Raw genomic sequence first — 21301 nt, 5'->3', positions numbered from 1 at the left:
GATGACAAAAAATCCGTATATTCCATATGCTGCGCGCATAGACGATATAAAGATCGAGACCGAGGATGGAAACCTGAAGACATTCAGGCTCGTGCTTGAAGACGAGCTGGCAAGGGCCGTTTGGCACCATATCCCGGGTCAATTCGCAATGCTCTCCATCGCCGGGAAGGGCGAGATACCTATCGGTATCGCCTCATCGCCCACCGAGAAAGATGCGCTTCTTTTTACAGTGAACAGGGCTGGTGTGGTCACCACCGTCCTTCACCAGCTTGACAAGGGGGCAAGGATAGGCATCCGCGGTCCGCTTGGGAACGGGTTTCCGGTGGATAGCTTGCTAAAGGGCAGGAATATACTCATTATAGCGGGCGGTTTTGCATTTACGACCCTTCGGGCCACACTTGTTTACCTGCTTGAGCACAGAGATGACTATGGTAAGATCACGGTCATCTATGGGGCGCGGACCCCTGGGATGCTCCTGTACCGTGACGAACTCGCTCTCTGGGCCGATCGGGATGATCTGGATCTATATGTGACGATCGATCGGGAGGCCCCAGGGTGGACAGGGCTTGTAGGTTTTGTTCCGACCATAACGGAGAAGGTGGCGCCTTCGCCTCAAAACGCCGCGGCGCTCATCTGCGGCCCGCCTATAATGATCAAGTTTACTATGCCGCCCCTTGAAAAGATCGGCTGGCAAGACGAACAGGTCTATCTATCGCTTGAAAACCGCATGAAGTGCGGCCTTGGCGTATGTGGTCACTGCAATATAGGCCCTGTTTATGTCTGTAAGGACGGGCCCGTCTTCACCCGGGCCAGGGTAAAGGGGCTCCCCGCCGAGTTTTAGCTCAATCTGGTTTAGATAGGCAGGGCTTGTATCCCTTTTCTTTTACGGCCGTTTCCCTTGTCTTTTTAGTAGTATTGTTTTTTAGCAGGTGCATTTTATTTCTTTTGGAGAATCCAGGTCTTTGTTGTAAAATAATTTTAAATAAATTTTATGGCTGGTAGCAATGGTTGATAAGACAAAGACATCAGACACTAAGGGTGACAGAACGAATTTGCCGGCGCTGAGGTTCGATGTTCAAGGCAGCGTTGTGGCGTCGGATGAGATGGACCCGCTTCAGATGTATCTCGGCGAGATAAGCCGCTATCCCCTTTTGACCAGGGAGGAGGAGGAAAAACTCACCAAATTATATTATGAGACCCGCGACCCGCATATTGCATCAAGGATTATAACTGCGAATCTAAGATTGGTGGTAAAGATAGCCCTGGACTTTCAGAAGTTTTGGATGCAAAATTTCATGGACCTGATCCAGGAAGGAAGCATAGGGCTTATGCAGGCGGTCAGGAAATTCGATCCCTACAAGGGTGTAAAGTTTTCATATTATTCATCCTTCTGGATCAAGGCCTATATATTGAAATTTATCATGGACAATTGGCGTCTTGTGAAGATTGGGACGACGCAGGCACAGAGGAAGCTGTTCTATAACCTGAATAAAGAAAGGGAGCGTATCTCCGCCCTTGGTTTTGAGCCGGTACCGAAACTCATCTCGGAGGGTCTTGGCGTCTCGGAGCAGGAGGTCATAGACATGGAGCAGCGGATGGGTTCATGGGAGGTGTCTCTTGATGCGCCGGTCCAGGACGATTCGGACGACAGTCATCTTGATTTTCTGCCTAGCCGTGACGCTTCAGTCGAATCTAGACTTGCGAGAGAGGAGATGTTAGGACACCTGAGAAAACACCTGGCAGATCTGAAGGATACGCTGAAGGGCAAAGAAAGGATAATCTTCGAGAGACGTATGCTTACCGACGAGCCGGCTACATTGCAGGAGCTCGGGGAGAAGTTTGGTGTTTCAAGGGAAAGGGTGAGGCAGATAGAGTCGAGGTTGAAGAAAAAGGTGCAGCAATATCTAAAAGATAGGGTGAAAGATATCGAATCTTACCCTGAAGGGATAGGCGAGGCGTGAATCTACATAAAATGATCTTATATTGTCTGATTTTGCCTGCCATGGCCCTGTTTTTCTCCGCTGACGCAATGGGCGGCGAGAGGGCTACATTGAAAGAGGCGGCTTATGCATCTTATATGCAGGCCACCATTGAAAGGCAGGAGGGGCGTTTTGACGCGGCAGTAAATCATCTCGAGCAGGCCCTTAAAATGGACCCTGGATCTGTGGCTATAGTCAAGGAGTTGGCCGAGACTGTTTTTCAAATGGGTGATTTTGATCGATGCAAGAAATGGGCTGAAAAGGCGATAGATATGGATCCAGATGATCTCGGGCTGAAGGTTATGCTGGCGCGTTGTCATGCGGCACAGGGCGATTATGATGCCGCCTTGTCTATCCTTGACGGGGTTTTGAAGACCGATCCAGGCTATCAGGACGCCCTATTTCTCCAAGGGTCGATTTACGCGCAGTCGAATGATCTTGTAAAGGCCGAAGAGGCATTCAAAAAATTGGCCCAGACGGGCGGGACTAGGTCGTTTCTTGCATATTATTACCTCGGTGCACTTTACAGAGACGAGAAGGATTATTCCAAGGCCATTGAATACTTAAAGAAGGGTCTTAATCTGAACAAGCAGTTTGCCGCCTTTTATCTTGAATTGGCCTATGCCTACGAGCAGATGGGTTCTTTTTCCGATGCCATAGAGTGTTACAAGGCGTTTCTTGAGCAGGAACCAGGTGATGCAAATGCGAGAGAGAGGCTCATCGACCTCTTGGTCAGGGAGAAGAGATATGAAGAGGCCCTTGATGGGTTGAAGCAGCTCGATGCCTTGGTCAAGAACGACCCGCGGATAAAGCTCAGGATCGCTGTCCTGCTGATTCAGCTTGAAAGATACGACGATGCGCTTTCCGTTCTTAAAGGGCTTGAAAGAGATTATCCTGAAAGCGGTCAGGTGCTTTTTTATATGGCTCTGGCTGACGAGCAGAAGGGTGATGTGGATGCAGCCATAAGCATTTTAGATAAGATAAAACAGGGCGAAGATAATTTTGTAGAGGCGAAGTCTCATCTCGCCTTTCTCTTGAAGAAAGAGGGCAAGATTGATCAGGCCATCGGGCTTCTGGAGCGCCTTCTTAAAGAACGACCTGGCACCGTCCCTTGGGTCATGGCGCTCTCGTCGCTTTATGAAGATGCCGGCAGGTCTGCTGATGCAGAGTCTCTGCTTGAAAATGCGCTTAAGATTAAGACTAATGTAGATAATACAAATATAATCTTCGCGCTGGTTATGTTGAAAGACAAGCTTGGCAAGAGGGACGAGGCCGTCAAGCTTGCCAAAAAGGTTATAGAATTGGAGCCGGATAATGTCTCTGCCCTCAATTATCTCGGCTATACATATGCAGAAGAGGGTATAAAGCTTGACGAGGCAGAAGATCTCATCAAGAAGGCGCTCACAAAAGAGCCTGACGATGGCTATATAATCGACAGTTTAGGCTGGGTGTATTATAAAAAAGGTGTTTATAAAAAGGCCATAGAGTATCTTGAGAAGGCCAATGCCCTTGTCCCTGACGACCCCATTATAATCGAACACCTTGGCGACGCATACGCCGCTGGACATAACTATAAAAAGGCAATTTCGATGCTCGAAAAGGCACTTTTATCAGCTAAGGATGAGAAGGACAAGGCGAGACTAAAGAAAAAGATAGAAAAACTTGAATTGAGAAACAGTATCATGATGGAGTAAAAATTCCCTGCCCTCCTCTCTGTCCAGGTTTTTATTTACCGCTCAGCGCCCGTTCTATAGAGGCCTTTAACTCTTTTATCTTTACCGGTTTTGGGAAAAAGTCATGTACATCAGCCCTCAGTGCCTCTATGGCCGTTTCGAGATTCGCGAAGGCGGTTATCATTATGACTTTTGTCTCGGGATAGAGATTTTTCACGGTTTTCAAAACGTCCATCCCATCCATGCCTTTCATTTTGTAATCAGTGACAACTACATCGAATTTTTTTTCTTTCAGCCTCTCGAGTGCCGGTTCTGCACTTAGAAAAGTTTCGACCTCATATCCTGCCTGTTCAAGCGATAGTTTTGACATGTCACAAACTATCTTTTCATCATCGATAACCATTATCCTTGGTTTATCCATTTGTCTTATCCTCTTCTCCATTATAAATTGGTAATCTTATAGTAAATGTTGTGCCTTTTCCTACTTTACTTTCAACTGATATATCGCCTTTGTGATTTTTTATTATTCCATAACTTACAGATAATCCAAGACCTGTACCGCCTTCCCCTTTTGTGGTGAAGAATGGGTCAAATATATGTGGAAGTAACTCGGGCGGTATACCTTTTCCTGTATCTGTTATATATATTTCTATATAATTTTTATTTTTGTCTAAACTTGATTTAATATGGAGTTTTCCATTTTTTGTCATTGCCTGAGCTGCATTTGTAATAAGATTTACAAGGACTTGTTGTATTTGATTTTCATCAATAAAGATTTTAGGTAAAGATTCATCAAGTTCAAGCTGTGTATCTATATTTGATATATATAGCATATTTTGCATAAGCTTGTAAGCCTTTTGTATAACTAAATTGATGTCAGTTTGTTTAAGATGTGGTTCTTTAGGCTTAGAAAAATCAAGGAAATTTTTTACAATTTCCTTCATTCTATCAGTTTCACTTTCTACTTTATTCATAAATTCTATTCTATCATTTCTACTTAAATTATCATAGAGTTCTAGATATGTTTGAGCAATCATTGAAATATTATTCAGTGGATTCGTTAATTCATGTGCAACTCCAGCTGTCATTACGCCTATTGATGCTAATTTTTTTGATTGTATAAGTTGTTCTTCACGATTTCTAAGCTCATTTGCCATAAAATTAAGTGCTTTGATTACAGATCCACACTCGTCATTTGATTTTATATCCTTTAGTGTCTTGAAATTCCCTTCTGATATTGATAGTGTCATTTTTTCTATTAGTTTTAATGATTGTAATATTTTTCTTGAAATTAAATGACTTATTATTATACTTGAAAGTAGAATAATCCAGAATGAATGTAACAATATTCTTTTTGAATTTAAAATGAGTTCATTTACGTGAATTCTTTCAAGATGTGTTATTGTACTTGAAAATTCCCTTAACCTTCTACCTGATTCTCTTAGTTTAGTTTCTAATTTTGCATTCTCAGTATTATTTTTTTGTATTTGTGAAATAATTTCGCTATAATCTTTTAAATATGCTTCAAGCTTAGTGAAATTATCTTCATTGATAGCTTTAATTATGTCTTTTTTTACGCTGTTTATAGAAGAATTTGTTTCATCTATCTTAAGTATTATATCATCAATAGCAAGTTTATCTTTATATAAGAAATAATTTTTTTCTGCCAGCCTCATCTCTAAAAAAGATGCATTCAAGTCGTCAGCTATCTCAACAAATCTTAATTTCGTCAGGACAAGATTCAGGTTTTGAAAGGCAAAAAAAACTACCACGACAATCAAGCTGAGATTGAAGATATTGGACAGTACAATTCGATGTTCTACTTTCATAATTATTTTAGTAATCGGGCACTACGCATCTTGGGATCTCGGACTGTTCTTTCCTAACAGGAAGATACCATAACAGGCCATCTGTCACCATCAATATTCCAGCGACAACAAGCATGGCATCGTAGATACTCAACAGGCTGAAGCCGAAATACTTGATAAGACCCAACCCTAGGCTCGTGAAAGAAACGCCTGTCCTTATAAATGCCAACCCTGTACGCGCGCGGGCATATATGGTGCGATAGCAACCGGCGATGGTCCTCTGGCTGGCAAGGACGTTCCTCTCGCGTGCCAGGTGGGTCCTTTCCCTGCTCGCAGGAGAGGGATAGATAATAGTGGAATGGCCAGCAAGAAAGTCGCCGAGGCGCGCTAGCATGCTCTTCTTTATAGATGGCTTCGTACTGATACCTTCGATAAAATGATAGTTCTCAAGAAAATGCAGGGTCGCTGCGGTTACCTCCACGAGTGTCTGGTGTTCGGGTGGCTTCATTCTCGTCTTTCTTATTTTCAGATAACCGGTAAGTCCGAAGGCGCCGAGCAGTAGACCGACGGCCATCAGTGAGAAATAAAAATAATATATTGACCTTGATTTATGTGTGCGCATGAGCGCGTTTGATATAGCTACAAGCCCCAATCCCCATCTCAAGAATGCCAGGTCGGTCCTTGCCTTGGCCATGTCCGTCCGGTAGCATGCAAGCCTTGTCCTCCAATGTGCCATGGTGTTCCGCCAATATGCAAGCCCTGTCCTTTCGGTCCCTATGAGTTGGCCGGGCGGTGCATGCAGAAAGTCCTGGATGAACCAGCCGATGTCTTCCTTGAGTGCCACCCAGAATTCATATTTTTTGGCCTTGATAAACCTGGTGACCTCGTCCAACACCTCAGGGTCTTTTGGATTATTGGTCGCTATGATGACCGTGTCACCATCTTTTATGACCGGAAACCACTTGGTTATGGAAGGCCTTTCTTCATTCAGTCCTGATAGAAGTTCGGGCGGTATGGGGGTCCTCTCATCGTATTCTATGAAAGGACAATTGTAATAGTTTGAGAGGGCCTTTAGAAGTACATGGCGAGGCAGACCATATTCACGTATAAGTATGACTTCCATGTCTATGCCGCGGGCCTGGGCGGCAAACTCTGCGGCGTGCAATTCCTCTGCGGTCAGCATGTTACTGTCCACAAGTGACAAAAATTTTTCTGTATCTCTTGTAAGAGCGGGATTTTTCATTGGCTGAAGACTATTTTTTTCCAAAATCGCGCCGGTGTTCCATAATCAGGGATGGTGATCTCCATCCCCCCAAAACAGTACGGAAACATCTTTTTTATCTTTTCTGCCGGTAAGTACCAATAAAGCCCGTCCGCAATGGAGATCAGACCGATGATTATCAACGCAAGGTTCAGCATGCTCCAGGCAATACTGTTGATTCCGAAATACACCATAAGCCCTAGTCCGACGGACGCCACGCTCATGCCGGTCCTTATGAAAGCCAAGCCGGTTCTCGAGCGGGCCATGATGGTGCGCAGCCTTGCCATCACACCCCTTCTGTCTGCAAGGAGCGTCCTTTCGAGGGCGAGTCCTGTGGTGGCCCATATACCAGGTGAGTAGGATGGTTTGACAGGCGGGATGGGCGCATATTCGGTATCAGTATGTTTGAATACGGGTAATGGGAAGACAAAATCCCAGATCGTCGTTTTGCCGCCCGCCTTTTTAACCGATTCAAAACCCTCTACGCCGGCCTGCCGGCCAGGAAGATACCAGTAGAAGCCTTCTATGGCCATTATGACACCCGTAAAGATTAAGGCGAGATCAAAGGCCGTCCAAGGGCCGACATGAAACTGTCTGAAAAGGGCGATGCCGAGTCCTGTGAATGCGATCCCTGTGCGTGCAAAGGCAAGCCCTGTACGAGCCCGTGCCATGATTGTTCTGTAGCAGGCAAGGACCGTACGTTCCTCTGCCATGTCCGTCCTGTCGCTGGCGAGGAATCTGCGTCTCATCACTGGCGAGAGATTTCTCCACGCAGCCCTGAGCCTGTCGGCACCTTTGATTGGTGCGGTACGGGTGAATATCGGATTATCCCCTGGATTTGATACCTCAAGCAGTGTTGTCCCCCATGTGGGTTCAGTGGCTGAGCAGTAGAGCATCTTCCTGCCGATATTGTGGGCGGGCAGATGCCACTTGAGGCCGTCTATGATCATTGCGCAACCGGTTATTAAAAGCGGGGCCTCGATTATCAAGAGAGGTCTAATGCCGAATATCCTTAGAAGCGTCAGGCTTATGACAATGAATGAGATACCGGTCCTGAGAAAGGCGAGCCCTGTTCTGCCTCTTGCCAGTGAAGTCCTGTAACAGGAGAGAAATGAGCGCCTGTCGGCAAGAAACGTCCTGACCTTTGCTAAAGGGGTCCTGCCCGCTGTTTGCGGAAAACCTGGGTTTACATCAAAGCTATTTTCAATGATCCGTATGATATCAGAGGGCAGGGCGATCATGGGTTCTATTTTTTCGACCTTCAGCGTCTTTTTTATCTCTTCAGTTATAGACGGCCTGTCCGGATCATATATAACTACCTTTGCCGTGTCTCCATTTAAGGCGATCGGAAACCAAAGTGCCTTTTTGTGCCTTTCCATGTCGAGATGGAGTGTGATGAAATAAGATGCAGCAACCTTTTCATCATATTCAATAAATGGATAGCCATAGTGTTCAGCCAGGGAAAAGAGGATCTCGTGTTTAGGCAGACCCCTTTCAATCAGCAATTCTTCAGGATATCCACCGGAGCGCCTCGACTCCTCTATGATCTCATTCAGCGCCTCAGGCGTTATTAATTTTCTGTTGACGAGCCTTTCAAATTTTTTGATAGACATTGCATCAGTCTTTATGTTCAATCTATGAATTTTTCAAATATCCTGTCTGTTTCCCTTATCGCCTCTGCATCATCCCGGAGTCCAAGAAGCGGCATCTGTTTGGTCTCGTATTCGAAAAGGTCCTGACTGAATGGCACATAGCCCCCGAGTATGAGGTCTGTTTCTTCGACCGCCTTTCTTATTTGGGCTTCCAGTTCCGCAGGCATTGATATCGGCGTCCGATTCACTATAAGCACTTTCCGTCCTACCTCGACACCTAGACTCCTGGTGAGGTCTGCGATCCTCTTCGCCGTTAGGACCCCCCTTGAAGATGGATCGGATATAACAAAAAGGGTATATATCTGCCTGAGATTCAGACGACTCAGGTGTTCCATGCCAGCCTCATTGTCAACAATGAGATATCGATAACCGCGAGCGAGTCTTTCCATCACTTGAGCAAGTATGGAGTTGGCCATGCAATAACAGCCTGGCCCCTCAGGTTGCCCCATAACTATAAGATCAAAACCATCGGCCTCTATGATGGCCTTGTTTATCTCCATCTCCATAAAATTGCTCTTTGTCATGCCGGCAGGGGTATCTGTCTTCATGCTGTCCCTTATCTCTCCAAGACTTTTGTATAGCTTCAGACCGAGCAATTCATTGAGATTTGCATTGGCATCCGCATCAACGGCAAGTATTGGGGTGAGGCCTTTTTTGACCATATGCCTTATCAAGAGGGCCGTGATGGTGGTTTTACCTGTCCCACCCTTTCCAGCCATTGCTATTATCCTTGCCATATTTGAATGTTTTGTCCCGGTTTCCGTCATGGTTTTTGTCAATTGATATTTTTTAATCACCCGCCTTGATATAGGGGGTTATTGACATTGCAAGCCTTGGGCTTATCGGTCCACCCAGCAGGCAGATCTCGTCTCTTGAGAAGAAGAATCCGACAGATGCCCGGAGTGTGAGAATCCCCTCTGCCCTCTTTTCCCCTATACCCGGCAGAACGGTGAGCTCCTCAAGAGAAGCAGAGTTTATGTCCAGGGGGCCGAAAAAAAGGTGGGCATAGCCCGTCTTGGGCTCAAACGTTCGTTCCAGATATGGTTCATCTGGTAAATAAGGCGGAGTCGACTGTTTTATAAGGAGGATGATCCCTATCGCCGATGCGAGGAATACGACATGACGTATCTTCATTACGTTATCCCGTCCTTCGCTTCCCCTCTGATTTGATAAGCTTGTAGCATATGCCATCTACCAGTGCCTGCCAACTTGCCTCTATAATGTCGTGGGAGACACCTACGGTACCCCATTTCTCTTTTTGATCCCTTGATTCTATCAAGACCCTCACCTTTGCCTCCGTGCCAGGCCGTCCAGGAAGGACCCTTACTTTATAGTCTTCAAGCCTCATTTCTTTGATTTGTGGGAAAAATTTCTCGATGGCCTTTCTGAGGGCGTTATCCAGGGCATTTACAGGGCCGTTGCCAGTGGCCGCAGTGTGCTCCACCTGGCCCCCTACGCGCACCATGATTGTGGCCTCAGATTGAGGCGGACCATCTTCCTTCAGTTTTTGGTCGATGACTCTAAAGCCTATGAGCTCAAAATACCTGCGCATGGCGCCAGTGGCCTTGCGCATAAGTATCTCGAAAGAGGCCTCTGCGCCCTCAAATTGAAACCCCTGGGCCTCAAGCTCTTTTAGTTGCGAGACGATGGCCATCACTGCAGGATCGCGACTGTCTAGGTCTAGGCCGAATTGCCTTGCCTTGGCGAGTATGTTGCTTTTACCGGCCAGATCTGAGACGAGTATGCGCTGGACATTCCCTATAAGTTCAGGCCTTACATGTTCATAGGTCTCAGGGTTTCTCTGTACTGCGCTTACATGGACCCCACCCTTGTGTGCGAATGCGCTGGTCCCGACGTATGGCTGATATTTGTTATGCGGGAGGTTTGCTATCTCGCTTACAAAACGGGATGCGCCTGTAAGCTGCGAAAGGTTTTCACCAGCGGTGCATTTAAAGCCCATCTTGAGCGTCAGCGCCGGGATTATGGAGCAGAGGTTTGCATTGCCGCAGCGCTCGCCGAAACCGTTCATGGTACCCTGTATTTGGACGACACCTGACATTGCTGCCATGAGGGAGTTTGCAACCGCTACATCTGAATCGTTGTGGCAGTGGATGCCGAGTTTTATATCACTGCCCATCTGCGATTTTACCTGGTCTATGATCTGTGTGAGCTCGTGAGGGAGTGTCCCGCCATTCGTATCGCAGAGCACAAGGCATTTTGCCCCGCCCTTTACAGCCCTTTTAAGGGTCTGGATGGCGTAGGCTTGGTTCGCCTTGTAGCCGTCGAAGAAGTGTTCGGCGTCATAAAAGACCGTTTCCACCTTAGATGTCAACCACGAAACGGAGTCTTCTATGAGCTCCAGGTTCCTTTCAAGCGAAATCCTTAACGCATCTCTAACATGTACGTCCCAGGTCTTGCCAAAGATGGTGACCGCCGGCGTGCGTGCCTCTATCAATGCCTTAAGATTTGGGTCTTCATGGGCCTGGAACCTTGCCTGGTGGGTGCTCCCGAATGCCACGATCTTACTGTGTTTTAACGAGTAATTCTGTATCTCCTGAAAGAATTGGCCATCCTTCGGGTTTGAGCCTGGCCAACCGCCTTCGATATAATCCATGCCTAATTCATCAAGCCTTATGGCTATCCTGATCTTATCCTCGACTGAAAGGTTGAAGTCCTCGGCCTGGGTCCCATCCCTCAGTGTGGTGTCATATATTTCAATTCTGACGGGCATTGCGTTATCCTGAAGGTCACGACGCCGGCTGGGATTGGTCAAGGCCGAAGCCTTCATGCAGGGCGCGGACAGCAAGTTCGGTGTATTTTTCTTCTATCACACAGGAGACCTTTATCTCGGATGTGCTTATCATGAGGATATTGATCCCATGCCTTGCCAGTATGTCGAACATCTTTGTCGCGACGCCGGCATGGTTCCGCATGCCTACGCCGACTATGGATACCTTTGCCATGTTGTCGTCCCCTGTGACCTTTTCCGCACCGATGTCGGATGCCACCTTCTTAACGATCTCCATGGCCTGATCGTAGTCGTTTCTTGAAACAGTGAATGTTATATCGGTAAGGTCGCCCGACCTGGTGTTTTGGATGATCATGTCAACCACGATGTTTGCATCTGATATAGGGGTAAATATCTTGGATGCGATGCCTGGCTTGTCTGGCACCTTGCTCAATGTGATGCGGGCCTCATTTCTGCTGTATGTAACCCCTGATACCAAGATATCTTCCATATTTTCATCCTCCTTGACCACGAGCGTGCCGGGTGTGTCTGTAAAGGTTGATCTCACATGGATGGGTATTCCATATCTCATTGCAAACTCAACTGACCTTATCTCCAAGACCTTTGCCCCAAGGCTCGCCATCTCCATCATTTCTTCGTAAGAAATCCTCTCGATCTTTCTGGCTCTTGGACATATATTAGGATCGGTTGTGTAGACGCCCTCGACATCTGTATATATCTCACACAGATCGGCATGTAAGGCCGCCGCAATGGCCACTGCAGTTGTATCTGAGCCGCCGCGTCCTAGCGTGGTTATGTCACCATGCCTGGTTACGCCCTGGAAGCCTGCCACGACAGGGATTATGCCCGCTCTGAGCGCGGCCAGAAGGTTTTCCGCGGGTATTTTTTCTATCCTGGCCTTGTTGAATGAAGGGGTTGTTACGATCGGGACCTGGGAGCCTAAAAACGACTTGGATTCAAAACCTCTCTTTTTGACCGCGATGGCAAAAAGGGCGATCGTAACCTGCTCCCCTGTCGCCATCAGTACATCAAGTTCCCTTTGGTCAGGTCTTGGGTCTATCTTCTTGGCAAGGGCTATCAGTCTGTTTGTCTCGCCAGCCATGGCGGATAATACAGCAACTACATCGTTGCCCTGACGTTTGCAGAATATTACCCGCTCAGCCACTTTTTCGATCTTTTTGCAGTCAGCAACCGATGTCCCGCCATATTTTTGAATTATTAACGCCATTTTTTATTTTTCCTCATCATTCCTGGTCCAGATCGGGTCATGCCCGAAGTGGTGCATCCACCACTCTTCATCACTCATACCTTCTTCCGTGGGGCATAGCCTTATCTTATAATTATCGGCATATTCCATGAGGAGTTTGTATGCCTTGTTGAGCCTTGCCATTTCGTCCGAGACGCAATCCTGGTTTTTGTCAGGGTGTATCTCCTTTGATCTCGCCCGGTATGCATCTCGGATCTCCTTTTTTGTCACCTCATCCGGAAGACCGAGCAGTTTTTTGGCTGATTCTATATCGCGCCATTTGGTACTTTCCATAAGTTAACAAAATAACAAATTTATCAATTTAGTTCAAAATTGGCAAGGTCAATTTAAAAACGGTCTTTGTTTCTCTTGCAATCAAAGATTGCCTTTTTATTTTTTTAAACGTTTGAATAGCTATTGTTTAAAAATGAAATGAATTGTACAAATAAAAAATATAATGATTATAGTCAATTCGATAGTTATTTTTTCATTTTAAAACAATTTTGTGAATTTATTTATCAGGTAAGAATTTTTTAAATCAATAAAAACAACTAGTTAGCGCTAGTGGCACTTTAATTGCTTTATTTCTATAATAGACTTATCCGGCGGTATAATATTGTAAAGATAAAGAGAGGGCGGTTAAAAAATGGGCAAAGGAATAGCCCTTCTTCTGGATGGCGGCAGTGCGGATCTCTACTCCAGCCTTTGCGCCATTGAGCTTGCAAAGAGGGTTTCGTCGGATATACATGCGGCGGCGTTACATATTGACGAATCTTTTTTGGAGATAGGCGGATTAGAGTCCGTCCCGGCACCAAGAAGGTTTTCCGCGGATCCGAACGAGTCGTTAAAGATGGTGATCCGTCTTGGTGATTACAGGGGCATCAATATCTTTTCTTATGCGATTGATGCCGGCAATGAGGATTCATTGATCGATTTTTTGATTCATACACGCGTCTCATGCCTTGTTGTGGGGGCTGTCGATAGTGAGACCTCACTGGAAAAAGAGAAATGGCTCGGCAGACTCAGGAGACGGTTATACCAGGGGGGTAGATGGTACTTTGGGCCATTTTGGACATTGATCGCCAGACCCTGGGAAGACGAGGTCTATAAGAACATGCTTGAGATTATGGGATCATATAAACAGAAGTTTAATTAAAGGAGGGTTTGTAAAATGTATCTTTACTTGCCGATCGCACTAACGAGTGTAAACATCTTAGTGCCTGTGGGTTTGGGGCTTTTGGTGGGGCTTTTGTCAGGCCTTTTTGGCGTGGGCGGCGGTTTTTTGATGACGCCCCTTCTTATGATGGCCGGTATACCGCCGACGGTTGCAGCGGCTACGGATGCCAATCAAATCGTGGCTGCATCCGCTACAGGGACTCTGGCGCACTGGCGCCTTGGGAATGTGGATTTCAAGATGGGCTTTCTGCTCCTTGTCGGCGGTTTTACTGGTGGCGCGCTTGGCGTTCAATTGATCAAGGTGCTCAGGGCTACCGGGGGGGCCGATTTTCTCATAAAGATGACATATGTCGTGATGTTGGGTCTTGTCGGGACGTTTATGTTTTTTGAGAGCCTAAATGCCCTGATGAAGGGTAAGGCGGCTGGCAAGAAGACGCATCATCCCCATTCCCAACCGGAGAAGCAGGGGTCAGGCAAACCAGCCAAGGGTTTCATGGGTACCCTCCCTATGCAGATATACTTTGAAAAATCCGGTGTTACCCATTCGGCGTTGGTGCCCGTCGGGCTCGGGGCGTTCGTCGGTATACTTGCGGCTATCATGGGCGTGGGCGGCGGTTTTTTGATGGTGCCAGTAATGATATATCTCCTGCGTATGCCAATGCATGTGGTGGTAGGAACGAGCCTCTTCCAGATTATGTTTACATGTGTGGAGGTGACATTCCTTCAGGCATATACAAACCATACGGTCGATTTCGTGCTTGCCATCCTGCTTCTCCTTGGTTCCACTTTCGGGGCGCAGATCGGCACAAAGCTTGGAAGAAAGCTTCATGGTGATCAACTCAAGATACTGCTTGCCATCATAGTGTTGGCGGTAACCGTAAAGATAGTTTTTGAACTCCTCATGGAACCGTCTTTATTGTTGGCTTACAAAGGAGGGCACTAATATGAGAGGGTATCTTTGCATCAAGATATTTTGTCTGGTCCTAATATGTTTGTTTAGTGGTTTCGCCTTGGCGGGTGCACAGACCGATATGGATGCGTCGGCCCAGATAAATCCCAAGCCAGGCCATGCGATTCAGGGTCCTATTACTTGTGAAGTCATCCCGGACGTCGTATCTATCAACTCATTCTATCATGGGGCTATGCTTATAATCACTGGCAAGAGCGATCCGAAGGATGAGATCGTCATAAAGATATCATCGCCGCCAGTTGAAAGTGGATTGAAGTATTATGGCAAGGCCGCTGGGCTTTTCTGGATGAAGGTCGGGGATATGGAATTCAAGCCCGTGTCAAATGTGTATCTGGTCTATACCACTGGGAGGCTTGAAAAGATCACAAGCCCTGATGAACGGATGAAGAGGCGGCTCGGATACGACGCCCTCAAGTCACAGGTAGAGATCACGAGCTCCAAAGGGCCGGTTGACAAAGATCGTTGGTTTAAGGAGTTTATAAAATTCAAGGAAAAAGATAGATTATATGGGATCAATGAAGGGTCTATTGTAAGAGACGGCAGCGGCGGATATATCCTAAAAGTGAACTGGCCGTATCAAGCGCCTCCCGATAAATACACTATAGAGGCGCTGGCGGTCAAGGACGGCGTTGCATACGCCAAAGCTACCCAGGAACTGATAGTAAAAAAGACGGGTATGGTGAATTTATTATCAGATCTTGCATTTCAAAATGCCGCCATATATGGTCTTATAGCGATCGTTATAGCCATGGCCGCCGGCCTTGTCGTGGGATTAATATTTAAGGGCGGTGGAGGCCACTAGTATAAGGGGTCTGTGCCTTTGTTGGATGTTTTTAAAGGTATCAAGAAGTTCATTGAAGATAGAATGGCAGGTGGCGGGGCCAAAACCCCGTTTCCTGCCTCTGTTGTGTTTGAGCGCTTCAGAGAAGTCCTTAATTGCAACAATAAGGCCCTTGAGATCATTGCAGACCTCGGCGAAAAGTTAAGCGGAGATTATATCTTCGACAAGCAGTATATCAATGACAGCATGAAGACCTTGGAAGAAGCGGTCCTTCAGTCTGTGCATGCGTTAAATTCCCTGTCCAGCGGCCGCTATCAGGAATTGTATGCTGTCTATGACCGGTTAACCAGTCGCCTCCACACCGTTATGGCCGGCAGAGAAGATAGAACTGGCCCAATCATCCTTGATTTAAAAGACATAACTAGACCCCATGCTGTGATAGTAGGGGGGAAGAATTCCCATCTTGCCCAGATAGCTCAGAATCTTGGATTAAAGGTCCCGGATGGTTTTGTGATCACCACAAGGGCATATCATGACCTTGTCGATCATAACGGCCTCCGGCGGGATGTAGACGCCATCGAGGCCATGATGGATGACCCCGATGTAGATGTAGACGCCATTGAGCCCTTGAGGATTAAGCTGGAAACCAGCATAGCAGCTGCCAAGCCACCCCCTGATCTTATATCTCTTATTGGGGAGAGGCTGGATGAGATGAAGGTTAGGCTGGGTCAGGATCTTATGTTGGCCGTCAGGAGCAGTGCACAGGAAGAAGACATGGATTTTTCCTTTGCCGGGCAATTCCACACGGTCTTGAACGTGCCTGCAGATCCGTTGGCGGTATTTGACGCATATCGTTCAGTCGCGGCCAGCCTCTTTGGAAGGAGGGCTATTCGTTATAGGCTTCGCGTCTTCCCGGGTGAAGGACACATGTCTATAGCCGCAGGTTGTTACCGCATGGTGGATTCCAAGATAAGCGGCATAGTATATACGGTTGATCCCTCTGAACCTGGCGGGGATACCATGATGATCGTTTCCGTGTGGGGCCAGGGGGAGGCGGTGGTGGAAGGCAGGGCGTCGGCGGATACCTTTTACGTTAAAAAGGGCGCCAATCCCTTGCTCGTCAGGCAGAAGATAGCTGTCAAAGAAACAGGTCTTTACCTCAAGCAGGGCGGTGGCCTTGAGACAAGGCCTGTTCCCGATGCATTGAAAGACGCCCCGAGCCTTACCGTCGAACAGCTTGAGAAGCTTTCTATCCAGGCCATGCAGCTTGAAAATTACTATAGACGGCCGCAGGATATAGAGTGGGCCATTGATGGAAAAGGGGATATCTGCATACTCCAGTCAAGACCGCTTGTTGTGGCTGATACGATGGCCCAACAGGGATCGCTTGCAAAGGCGCTTCAGAAATATGAACTGATCGTGGCGGATACGGGCGCCGTAGCCCAGCAAGGCATAGGAGCTGGTCTAGTCTATATTGTAGAGACCGTTTCAGACCTCGACAGGTTTCCCGAGGGTGCTGTATTGGTGAGCAGGCGTGATTCTTCACAGTTTATCAGGGTGATGCACAAGACAGCTGCCATAGTGACCGAGGTTGGGACCCCTGTGAGTCATATGTCAACGCTATGCCGCGAGCTCCAGATACCTTGCCTTGTCAATGTGAATGGGATACTTTCTCTGGTACAAAATGGGATGGAGGTTACTGTAGACGCCGAAGATAGGCGTATATACAAGGGCCGCGTCCCTGAACTTTTGGCTTTTAAAACCTCAACCAACCTGAATATCGCGGCGGCGAAAGAATTTCGCATCCTTAAGCGCCTGTTGAACACGGTCTCATCCCTCAATCTAGTGGATCCATTGATGGATAATTTTGTGCCTGAGGCCTGTGAGACATATCATGATATATTGCGCTTTGTACATGAAAAGGCGGTAGGCGAGCTGGTCGAGATGGGCAGGGATGAGCGGCGTCTCTTGAAGGATTATTGGGCGCGGCCGCTGGATTTCCCAATCCCGGTGGGTATCCTTGTTATAGATATGGGGGGCGGCGTAAGTGCAGATGTGACCGGCGATAAGGTTCCGTTTTCAGCTATTACGTCTATACCATTTAAGACTATACTTGAAGGTCTTATGTTTCCCGGCGTATGGCATACCAGGGCGGCGAACATAGGATTCGGCGACCTCGTCACAAGTATCGTAAACGTACCTACCGATGCGCTTTGCGGTCAGTATTCCGGGCATAATATAGCCATTATAACGAACGACTATCTAAATCTAAGCCTGAGATTTGGCTATCATTTCAACATAATCGACGTCTATTGCAGCGATAGGGCGCGTGATAATCATATATATTTCCGTTTTCTTGGCGGTGCCACCGATATAACCAAGCGTTCCAGACGTGCCCGCCTGATCGCAATCATACTTGAGGCCTTTGGTTTTAATGTCGAGAGTAAGGGAGATATTGTGATCGCCCGTTCCGGCAATATGCCAAAGGTGGAGATCGTCAGGACGCTTAATATCTTGGGAAGGCTTGTCGGTTTTACCAGACAGTTGGATGTTCAGATGGACAGCGACGAGCAGGTGGACAGATATGCCGAGGCGTTTTTGATGGGAGACTATGAGATCGTCAATAGGAGATAAGAGGTTGAGTTGATGGTGCGGACAGACGATGACAACAAGCGCCTCAGGCTACTCGTGATCGATGACGAGCCCATAGTGGGCAGGCGCCTTCAGCAGGTGTTTACAAAGATGGGGTTTGATGTAGAGACATATACCAATCCTGTTGCCGCAATGGAAACGATGGATAGGCATCCATTCGATATAGTTGTGACAGACCTCAAGATGGAAGGCCTAGATGGAATGGCGGTCCTGGAAAGGGTAAAGAAAAAAAATCCTGACACCAAGGTCGTTATCATTACCGGATACGCACAATTGGATACCGCTTCAGAGGCGTTTAGACGAGGAGTCTTCGATTTTATTGCAAAACCTTTCCGCCTGGATGAGCTCAAGAGGGTTATAATAAGGGCCATGGAGGACGCCAGGCTGTCCAAAGAAGAACGGTCCTGATTTTTAGAGGTAACATACCATTGTCTTTCTTAAGGCCTCCAAAGACCATCAAGGGTAAGCTGATCTTAAGTTTTTTCGTCATCTTTGTCCTGAGTGGCTTTGCTGCCGCCGCTGCGATTTATGCCCTTTACAGGGTGGAAGACAAGATGCGCATCATAGAGTCATTTTATGAGTTGAATCAGAAGATATTTGAGGTTCGTTCGCACGAAAAAAATTTTTTGCTCTATGAAAATACGGCAAATCTCATGTTGGCCCTTGATGAACTTGATGAGGTAAGGTCAGCCCTTGCGTCCATGGAATCTTTCGGCCTCATCCCATATCCGTCTGGCCGGTTTGCAGGCAGCGCATGCCAGGTTGAGATTGAGGCCTATTCAAATCTGATGCGGCAGTTTATTAGTCCCAACCTTGCACAGCATGATGTCGACAATTTGAAGAATAGACTCAGGCAGCACGGCCACGCCTTAATGAAGTGTGTCATGGGTATAGACGGTCTGGCCAAAAAGCGCGTAGAAAGAGACGCCCTGCACTATAAGGCCGTGGCATTGGCGCTATTGGTCACCGCCTTTCCAGTCTGCATTGGGCTCGGTATATTTCTTACCAATTGGATCATGGCACCGCTTCTGCATATAAGGAGCTCCGTGGCCAAGGTGATGAAGGGGGAGATTGCAACCATACCCGCCGAATCGACTGGTGCATGCATTGAATGTACCGAGCTCATTAATGTCCTGAATGGTATGATAAAGGCGCTTTCAGATAAACATCAGCAGCTTATCCAGGCCGAGAAGCTTGCCGCGCTCGGCAAGGTGACAGCCGGTATTGCGCATGAAATAAACAACCCGTTGAACAATATCTCGCTTACCGCCGAGGTGTTGATGGAAGATCTTGCCAACATGGATTGTGACGAGAGGCGCGGTATGATCCGTGATATAATCGTACAGGTGGACCGCGCTCGCGAGATCGTCAGGAATCTCTTGGATTTTTCAAGATCAAGGAGGCCTATGGCATGGATCAAGGTCGATCTAGTCGGTCTTCTCAACAATACGCTTGCTTTGCTTAAGAATCAGGTGAAGTTGAGCGGGATCGAGACCAAGATCGATATGCCCGAGACGTCTGTGCCGATAATGGGGAATCCCGGTCAATTGCAGCAGGTTTTTGTAAATATAATATTAAATGCCCTCCAGGCCATGAAGAACGGCGGCGTCTTGGGTGTCAAAGTCTCTTCGCTTGATAAAAAAGGTAAGGCAGTAGTAGAGATATCGGATACGGGCCCTGGTATACCACAAGATGTGAAAGAGCACATGTTCGAGCCGTTTTTTACCACGAAGGCCGACGGAACCGGCTTGGGTTTGTCTGTAAGTTATGGCATCATAAAAGAACACAAGGGAGAGATAGTGGTAAAGAGTGAACCTGGGCATGGGTCTGTCTTCGAAGTCGAACTCCCGCTCTGGTCGTGAAACGTGTCGCTATGGATGAATATAATAACAGATGTATGGATATCTTTATTATAGACGATGAGCCTATAACTGTGCAGCGCCTGATCCAGGCCCTCAGGAAAGACGGATATCTGGTTGAGGGTTTTGTATCGGCCAAAGATGCTATGGCCTCGATGCCAAAGGCGCTTCCAAAGGTCGTTATTGTTGATGTCAGGCTAAAGGATGCCGATGGGATAGAGCTTATGAGACAGATCAAGGCGATCTGCCCCGAGGCGGCCATCATAATCATTACTGGCTATGCCTCCATTGATCATGCAGTTGAGGCGACAAAGAAAGGGGCATTTCATTACCTTGCCAAGCCATTGCATCTTGAGAACCTACGAGCTGTCGTAAAAGATGCCTTGGAGCATGTCCGCGAGAACATCAGGAGGAGCCAGATCGACAAAGAGCTCAAGAAATGCGGCAGTTACGGCGGCATAATCGGGGTTTCGCCTGCGATGCGTCAGATATTCAGGACCATCGCGCAGGTGGCCGCCGTGGATTGCAACGTGTTTATCCAGGGAGAGAGCGGCACGGGTAAGGAGCTGGTGGCAAGGGCCATTCACGCAAACAGCCTTAGGGCGGGTTTTCCATTTGTCTCTTTCAATTGTGGTGCGTTCACGGAAGACTTGGTGGCCAACGAACTCTTTGGCCACGAAAAAGGGGCGTTTACCGGTGCCGCCACGACAAAATTGGGTCTTCTTGAAACAGCTAACGGCGGTACAGTATTTTTGGATGAGGTTGGGGAGATGCCGCTCTCCATGCAGGTCAAATTTTTGAGGGTGCTGCAAGAAAGGGCATTTCTCAGGGTGGGCGGGGTGCGGCTCATAGACCTCGATGTCCGTTTCATCTCCGCAACCAACAGAGATATTGTAAAGATGATAGATGCGGGCGCATTCAGACAGGATCTATTTTACAGGCTGAAGGTGGTTATGATTGAGATACCTCCCTTAAGGGAACGTCCGGAGGATATCAGGCCTTTGGTGAATCATTTTGTGGACAAGGCCGGGCGTAAGTTTAACAAGACCATAACCAGCGTCTCGTCAGAATTTTTGGCCCCTCTTGAGGTCTATCCATTCCCAGGAAACGTCAGAGAGCTTGAGAATATAGTGGAGAGGGCAGTGGCCCTGAGCCGTGGGAAGATACTTGGGCCGAACGACCTACCCCCTGATATTTTCTGTGTAGCCAAAGATCCGGGTGTATTGAGGGCTGAAGGGTACACATTGAAGCACCTTGAGCAGGATCATATTTTAAGTATATATCAGAGGACGGGCTATAATCAGAGCGAGACGGCGAAGATACTCGGTATTTCGAGGACGACGCTTTGGCGGAGGCTGCGTGAACTCAATCTGCTTGACAAGCCTGATCACAAGGCCTGAGTTTTATGACATCAGAAACCAGGCAGCATGATGATTTGACGCAAAAAAACCCCCAAGATCTGTTTTTATCAAGTGCTTTTTGGCGTTTTAGGCGT

At 47.4% G+C, this 21301-nt stretch carries 19 protein-coding genes; 10 read left to right on the top strand and 9 right to left on the bottom strand.

Translation table 11 applies throughout. The features are described from left to right. Position 1: 1 nt before the first annotated feature. The 3 genes from LGS26_RS08840 to LGS26_RS08830 all read left to right on the top strand — a co-directional run bounded on the left by LGS26_RS08840 (position 2) and on the right by LGS26_RS08830 (position 3673). The gene (locus tag LGS26_RS08840; RefSeq protein ID WP_237888510.1) at positions 2 to 841 is read left to right on the top strand and encodes an FAD/NAD(P)-binding protein; all 840 of its coding nucleotides are present in this window, start codon (positions 2 to 4) and stop codon (positions 839 to 841) included. A gap of 163 nt (positions 842 to 1004) precedes the next feature. Continuing rightward, on the top strand, positions 1005 to 1961 hold the full coding sequence (locus LGS26_RS08835) for a sigma-70 family RNA polymerase sigma factor (protein WP_237888509.1): 957 nt from the start codon (positions 1005 to 1007) through the stop codon (positions 1959 to 1961). Further along, a complete protein-coding gene (locus LGS26_RS08830) occupies positions 1958 to 3673 on the top strand; it encodes a tetratricopeptide repeat protein (protein WP_237888508.1) in 1716 nt (571 codons plus the stop codon). Before LGS26_RS08835 ends, LGS26_RS08830 begins: the two co-directional genes overlap by 4 nt. A gap of 31 nt (positions 3674 to 3704) precedes the next feature. Here LGS26_RS08830 and LGS26_RS08825 read toward each other — a convergent pair whose 3' ends face one another. The 9 genes from LGS26_RS08825 to LGS26_RS08785 form a co-directional block, all read right to left on the bottom strand. Then, positions 3705 to 4073: a response regulator gene (locus LGS26_RS08825; protein WP_237888507.1), complete on the bottom strand. Its 369-nt coding sequence runs from the start codon at positions 4071 to 4073 to the stop codon at positions 3705 to 3707. Then, the gene (locus tag LGS26_RS08820) at positions 4066 to 5328 is read right to left on the bottom strand and encodes a sensor histidine kinase (RefSeq protein ID WP_237888506.1); all 1263 of its coding nucleotides are present in this window, start codon (positions 5326 to 5328) and stop codon (positions 4066 to 4068) included. Before LGS26_RS08820 ends, LGS26_RS08825 begins: the two co-directional genes overlap by 8 nt. A gap of 160 nt (positions 5329 to 5488) precedes the next feature. Further along, complete coding sequence (locus LGS26_RS08815) at positions 5489 to 6643, bottom strand: GspE/PulE/PilB domain-containing protein (protein ID WP_237888505.1); 1155 nt, start codon at positions 6641 to 6643, stop codon at positions 5489 to 5491. 56 nt (positions 6644 to 6699) lie between these two features. Further along, positions 6700 to 8334, bottom strand: coding sequence for a DUF202 domain-containing protein (locus tag LGS26_RS08810; RefSeq protein WP_237888504.1), 1635 nt, complete (start codon positions 8332 to 8334; stop codon positions 6700 to 6702). Between the two features lie 17 nt (positions 8335 to 8351). After that, positions 8352 to 9092, bottom strand: a complete 741-nt coding sequence (locus LGS26_RS08805; protein ID WP_237888503.1) for an ATP-binding protein — start codon at positions 9090 to 9092, stop codon at positions 8352 to 8354. Between the two features lie 70 nt (positions 9093 to 9162). Next, positions 9163 to 9507, bottom strand: a complete 345-nt coding sequence (locus tag LGS26_RS08800; protein ID WP_237888502.1) for a ComEA family DNA-binding protein — start codon at positions 9505 to 9507, stop codon at positions 9163 to 9165. A 4-nt stretch (positions 9508 to 9511) separates the two neighbouring features. Beyond that, entirely contained in the window at positions 9512 to 11104 is a 1593-nt protein-coding gene (cimA, locus tag LGS26_RS08795; protein ID WP_237888501.1) for a citramalate synthase, read from the bottom strand. A 16-nt stretch (positions 11105 to 11120) separates the two neighbouring features. After that, the gene (locus LGS26_RS08790; RefSeq protein ID WP_237888500.1) at positions 11121 to 12350 is read right to left on the bottom strand and encodes an aspartate kinase; all 1230 of its coding nucleotides are present in this window, start codon (positions 12348 to 12350) and stop codon (positions 11121 to 11123) included. Positions 12351 to 12353: 3 nt separating this feature from the next. Beyond that, positions 12354 to 12662, bottom strand: coding sequence for a J domain-containing protein (locus LGS26_RS08785; RefSeq protein ID WP_237888499.1), 309 nt, complete (start codon positions 12660 to 12662; stop codon positions 12354 to 12356). 352 nt (positions 12663 to 13014) lie between these two features. On the opposite strand from LGS26_RS08785, the gene LGS26_RS08780 reads away from it, so the two are divergent. The 7 genes from LGS26_RS08780 to LGS26_RS08750 are packed head-to-tail and all read left to right on the top strand — an operon-like array spanning position 13015 to position 21206. Next, the gene (locus LGS26_RS08780) at positions 13015 to 13524 is read left to right on the top strand and encodes a hypothetical protein (protein WP_237888498.1); all 510 of its coding nucleotides are present in this window, start codon (positions 13015 to 13017) and stop codon (positions 13522 to 13524) included. Positions 13525 to 13539: 15 nt separating this feature from the next. Beyond that, on the top strand, positions 13540 to 14487 hold the full coding sequence (locus LGS26_RS08775; RefSeq protein ID WP_237888497.1) for a sulfite exporter TauE/SafE family protein: 948 nt from the start codon (positions 13540 to 13542) through the stop codon (positions 14485 to 14487). Position 14488: 1 nt separating this feature from the next. After that, complete coding sequence (locus tag LGS26_RS08770) at positions 14489 to 15316, top strand: TIGR02186 family protein (protein WP_237888496.1); 828 nt, start codon at positions 14489 to 14491, stop codon at positions 15314 to 15316. A gap of 21 nt (positions 15317 to 15337) precedes the next feature. Further along, on the top strand, positions 15338 to 17929 hold the full coding sequence (locus LGS26_RS08765) for a PEP/pyruvate-binding domain-containing protein (RefSeq protein ID WP_237888495.1): 2592 nt from the start codon (positions 15338 to 15340) through the stop codon (positions 17927 to 17929). Between the two features lie 12 nt (positions 17930 to 17941). Continuing rightward, positions 17942 to 18355 (top strand): response regulator, encoded by a 414-nt coding sequence (locus LGS26_RS08760; protein WP_237888494.1) that lies wholly within the window; start codon positions 17942 to 17944, stop codon positions 18353 to 18355. A 20-nt stretch (positions 18356 to 18375) separates the two neighbouring features. Beyond that, positions 18376 to 19809, top strand: a complete 1434-nt coding sequence (locus tag LGS26_RS08755; protein ID WP_237888493.1) for a sensor histidine kinase — start codon at positions 18376 to 18378, stop codon at positions 19807 to 19809. Positions 19810 to 19820: 11 nt separating this feature from the next. Continuing rightward, positions 19821 to 21206 carry a sigma-54-dependent transcriptional regulator gene (locus tag LGS26_RS08750; protein ID WP_237888492.1) on the top strand — a complete coding sequence of 462 codons (1386 nt, stop codon included), beginning with the start codon at positions 19821 to 19823 and terminating at the stop codon, positions 21204 to 21206. Positions 21207 to 21301: the final 95 nt, after the last annotated feature.

The organism is Dissulfurimicrobium hydrothermale, assembly GCF_022026155.1.
Taxonomy (GTDB): domain Bacteria; phylum Desulfobacterota; class Dissulfuribacteria; order Dissulfuribacterales; family Sh68; genus Dissulfurimicrobium; species Dissulfurimicrobium hydrothermale.
This window is presented reverse-complemented; position numbering and strand designations above follow the sequence as displayed.

Excerpts from the sequence above, each read along its gene's own strand:
- LGS26_RS08840 (WP_237888510.1), top strand. The coding sequence starts at position 2 with ATGACAAAAAATCCGTATATTCCATATGCTGCGCGCATAGACGATATA.
- LGS26_RS08835 (WP_237888509.1), top strand. The coding sequence starts at position 1,005 with ATGGTTGATAAGACAAAGACATCAGACACTAAGGGTGACAGAACGAAT.
- LGS26_RS08825 (WP_237888507.1), bottom strand. The coding sequence starts at position 4,073 with ATGGATAAACCAAGGATAATGGTTATCGATGATGAAAAGATAGTTTGT.
- LGS26_RS08820 (WP_237888506.1), bottom strand. The coding sequence starts at position 5,328 with ATGAGGCTGGCAGAAAAAAATTATTTCTTATATAAAGATAAACTTGCT.
- LGS26_RS08815 (WP_237888505.1), bottom strand. The coding sequence starts at position 6,643 with ATGCTGACCGCAGAGGAATTGCACGCCGCAGAGTTTGCCGCCCAGGCC.
- LGS26_RS08810 (WP_237888504.1), bottom strand. The coding sequence starts at position 8,334 with ATGTCTATCAAAAAATTTGAAAGGCTCGTCAACAGAAAATTAATAACG.
- LGS26_RS08805 (WP_237888503.1), bottom strand. The coding sequence starts at position 9,092 with ATGGCTGGAAAGGGTGGGACAGGTAAAACCACCATCACGGCCCTCTTG.
- LGS26_RS08800 (WP_237888502.1), bottom strand. The coding sequence starts at position 9,507 with ATGAAGATACGTCATGTCGTATTCCTCGCATCGGCGATAGGGATCATC.
- cimA (WP_237888501.1), bottom strand. The coding sequence starts at position 11,104 with ATGCCCGTCAGAATTGAAATATATGACACCACACTGAGGGATGGGACC.
- LGS26_RS08790 (WP_237888500.1), bottom strand. The coding sequence starts at position 12,350 with ATGGCGTTAATAATTCAAAAATATGGCGGGACATCGGTTGCTGACTGC.
- LGS26_RS08785 (WP_237888499.1), bottom strand. The coding sequence starts at position 12,662 with ATGGAAAGTACCAAATGGCGCGATATAGAATCAGCCAAAAAACTGCTC.
- LGS26_RS08780 (WP_237888498.1), top strand. The coding sequence starts at position 13,015 with ATGGGCAAAGGAATAGCCCTTCTTCTGGATGGCGGCAGTGCGGATCTC.
- LGS26_RS08775 (WP_237888497.1), top strand. The coding sequence starts at position 13,540 with ATGTATCTTTACTTGCCGATCGCACTAACGAGTGTAAACATCTTAGTG.
- LGS26_RS08770 (WP_237888496.1), top strand. The coding sequence starts at position 14,489 with ATGAGAGGGTATCTTTGCATCAAGATATTTTGTCTGGTCCTAATATGT.
- LGS26_RS08760 (WP_237888494.1), top strand. The coding sequence starts at position 17,942 with ATGGTGCGGACAGACGATGACAACAAGCGCCTCAGGCTACTCGTGATC.
- LGS26_RS08750 (WP_237888492.1), top strand. The coding sequence starts at position 19,821 with ATGGATGAATATAATAACAGATGTATGGATATCTTTATTATAGACGAT.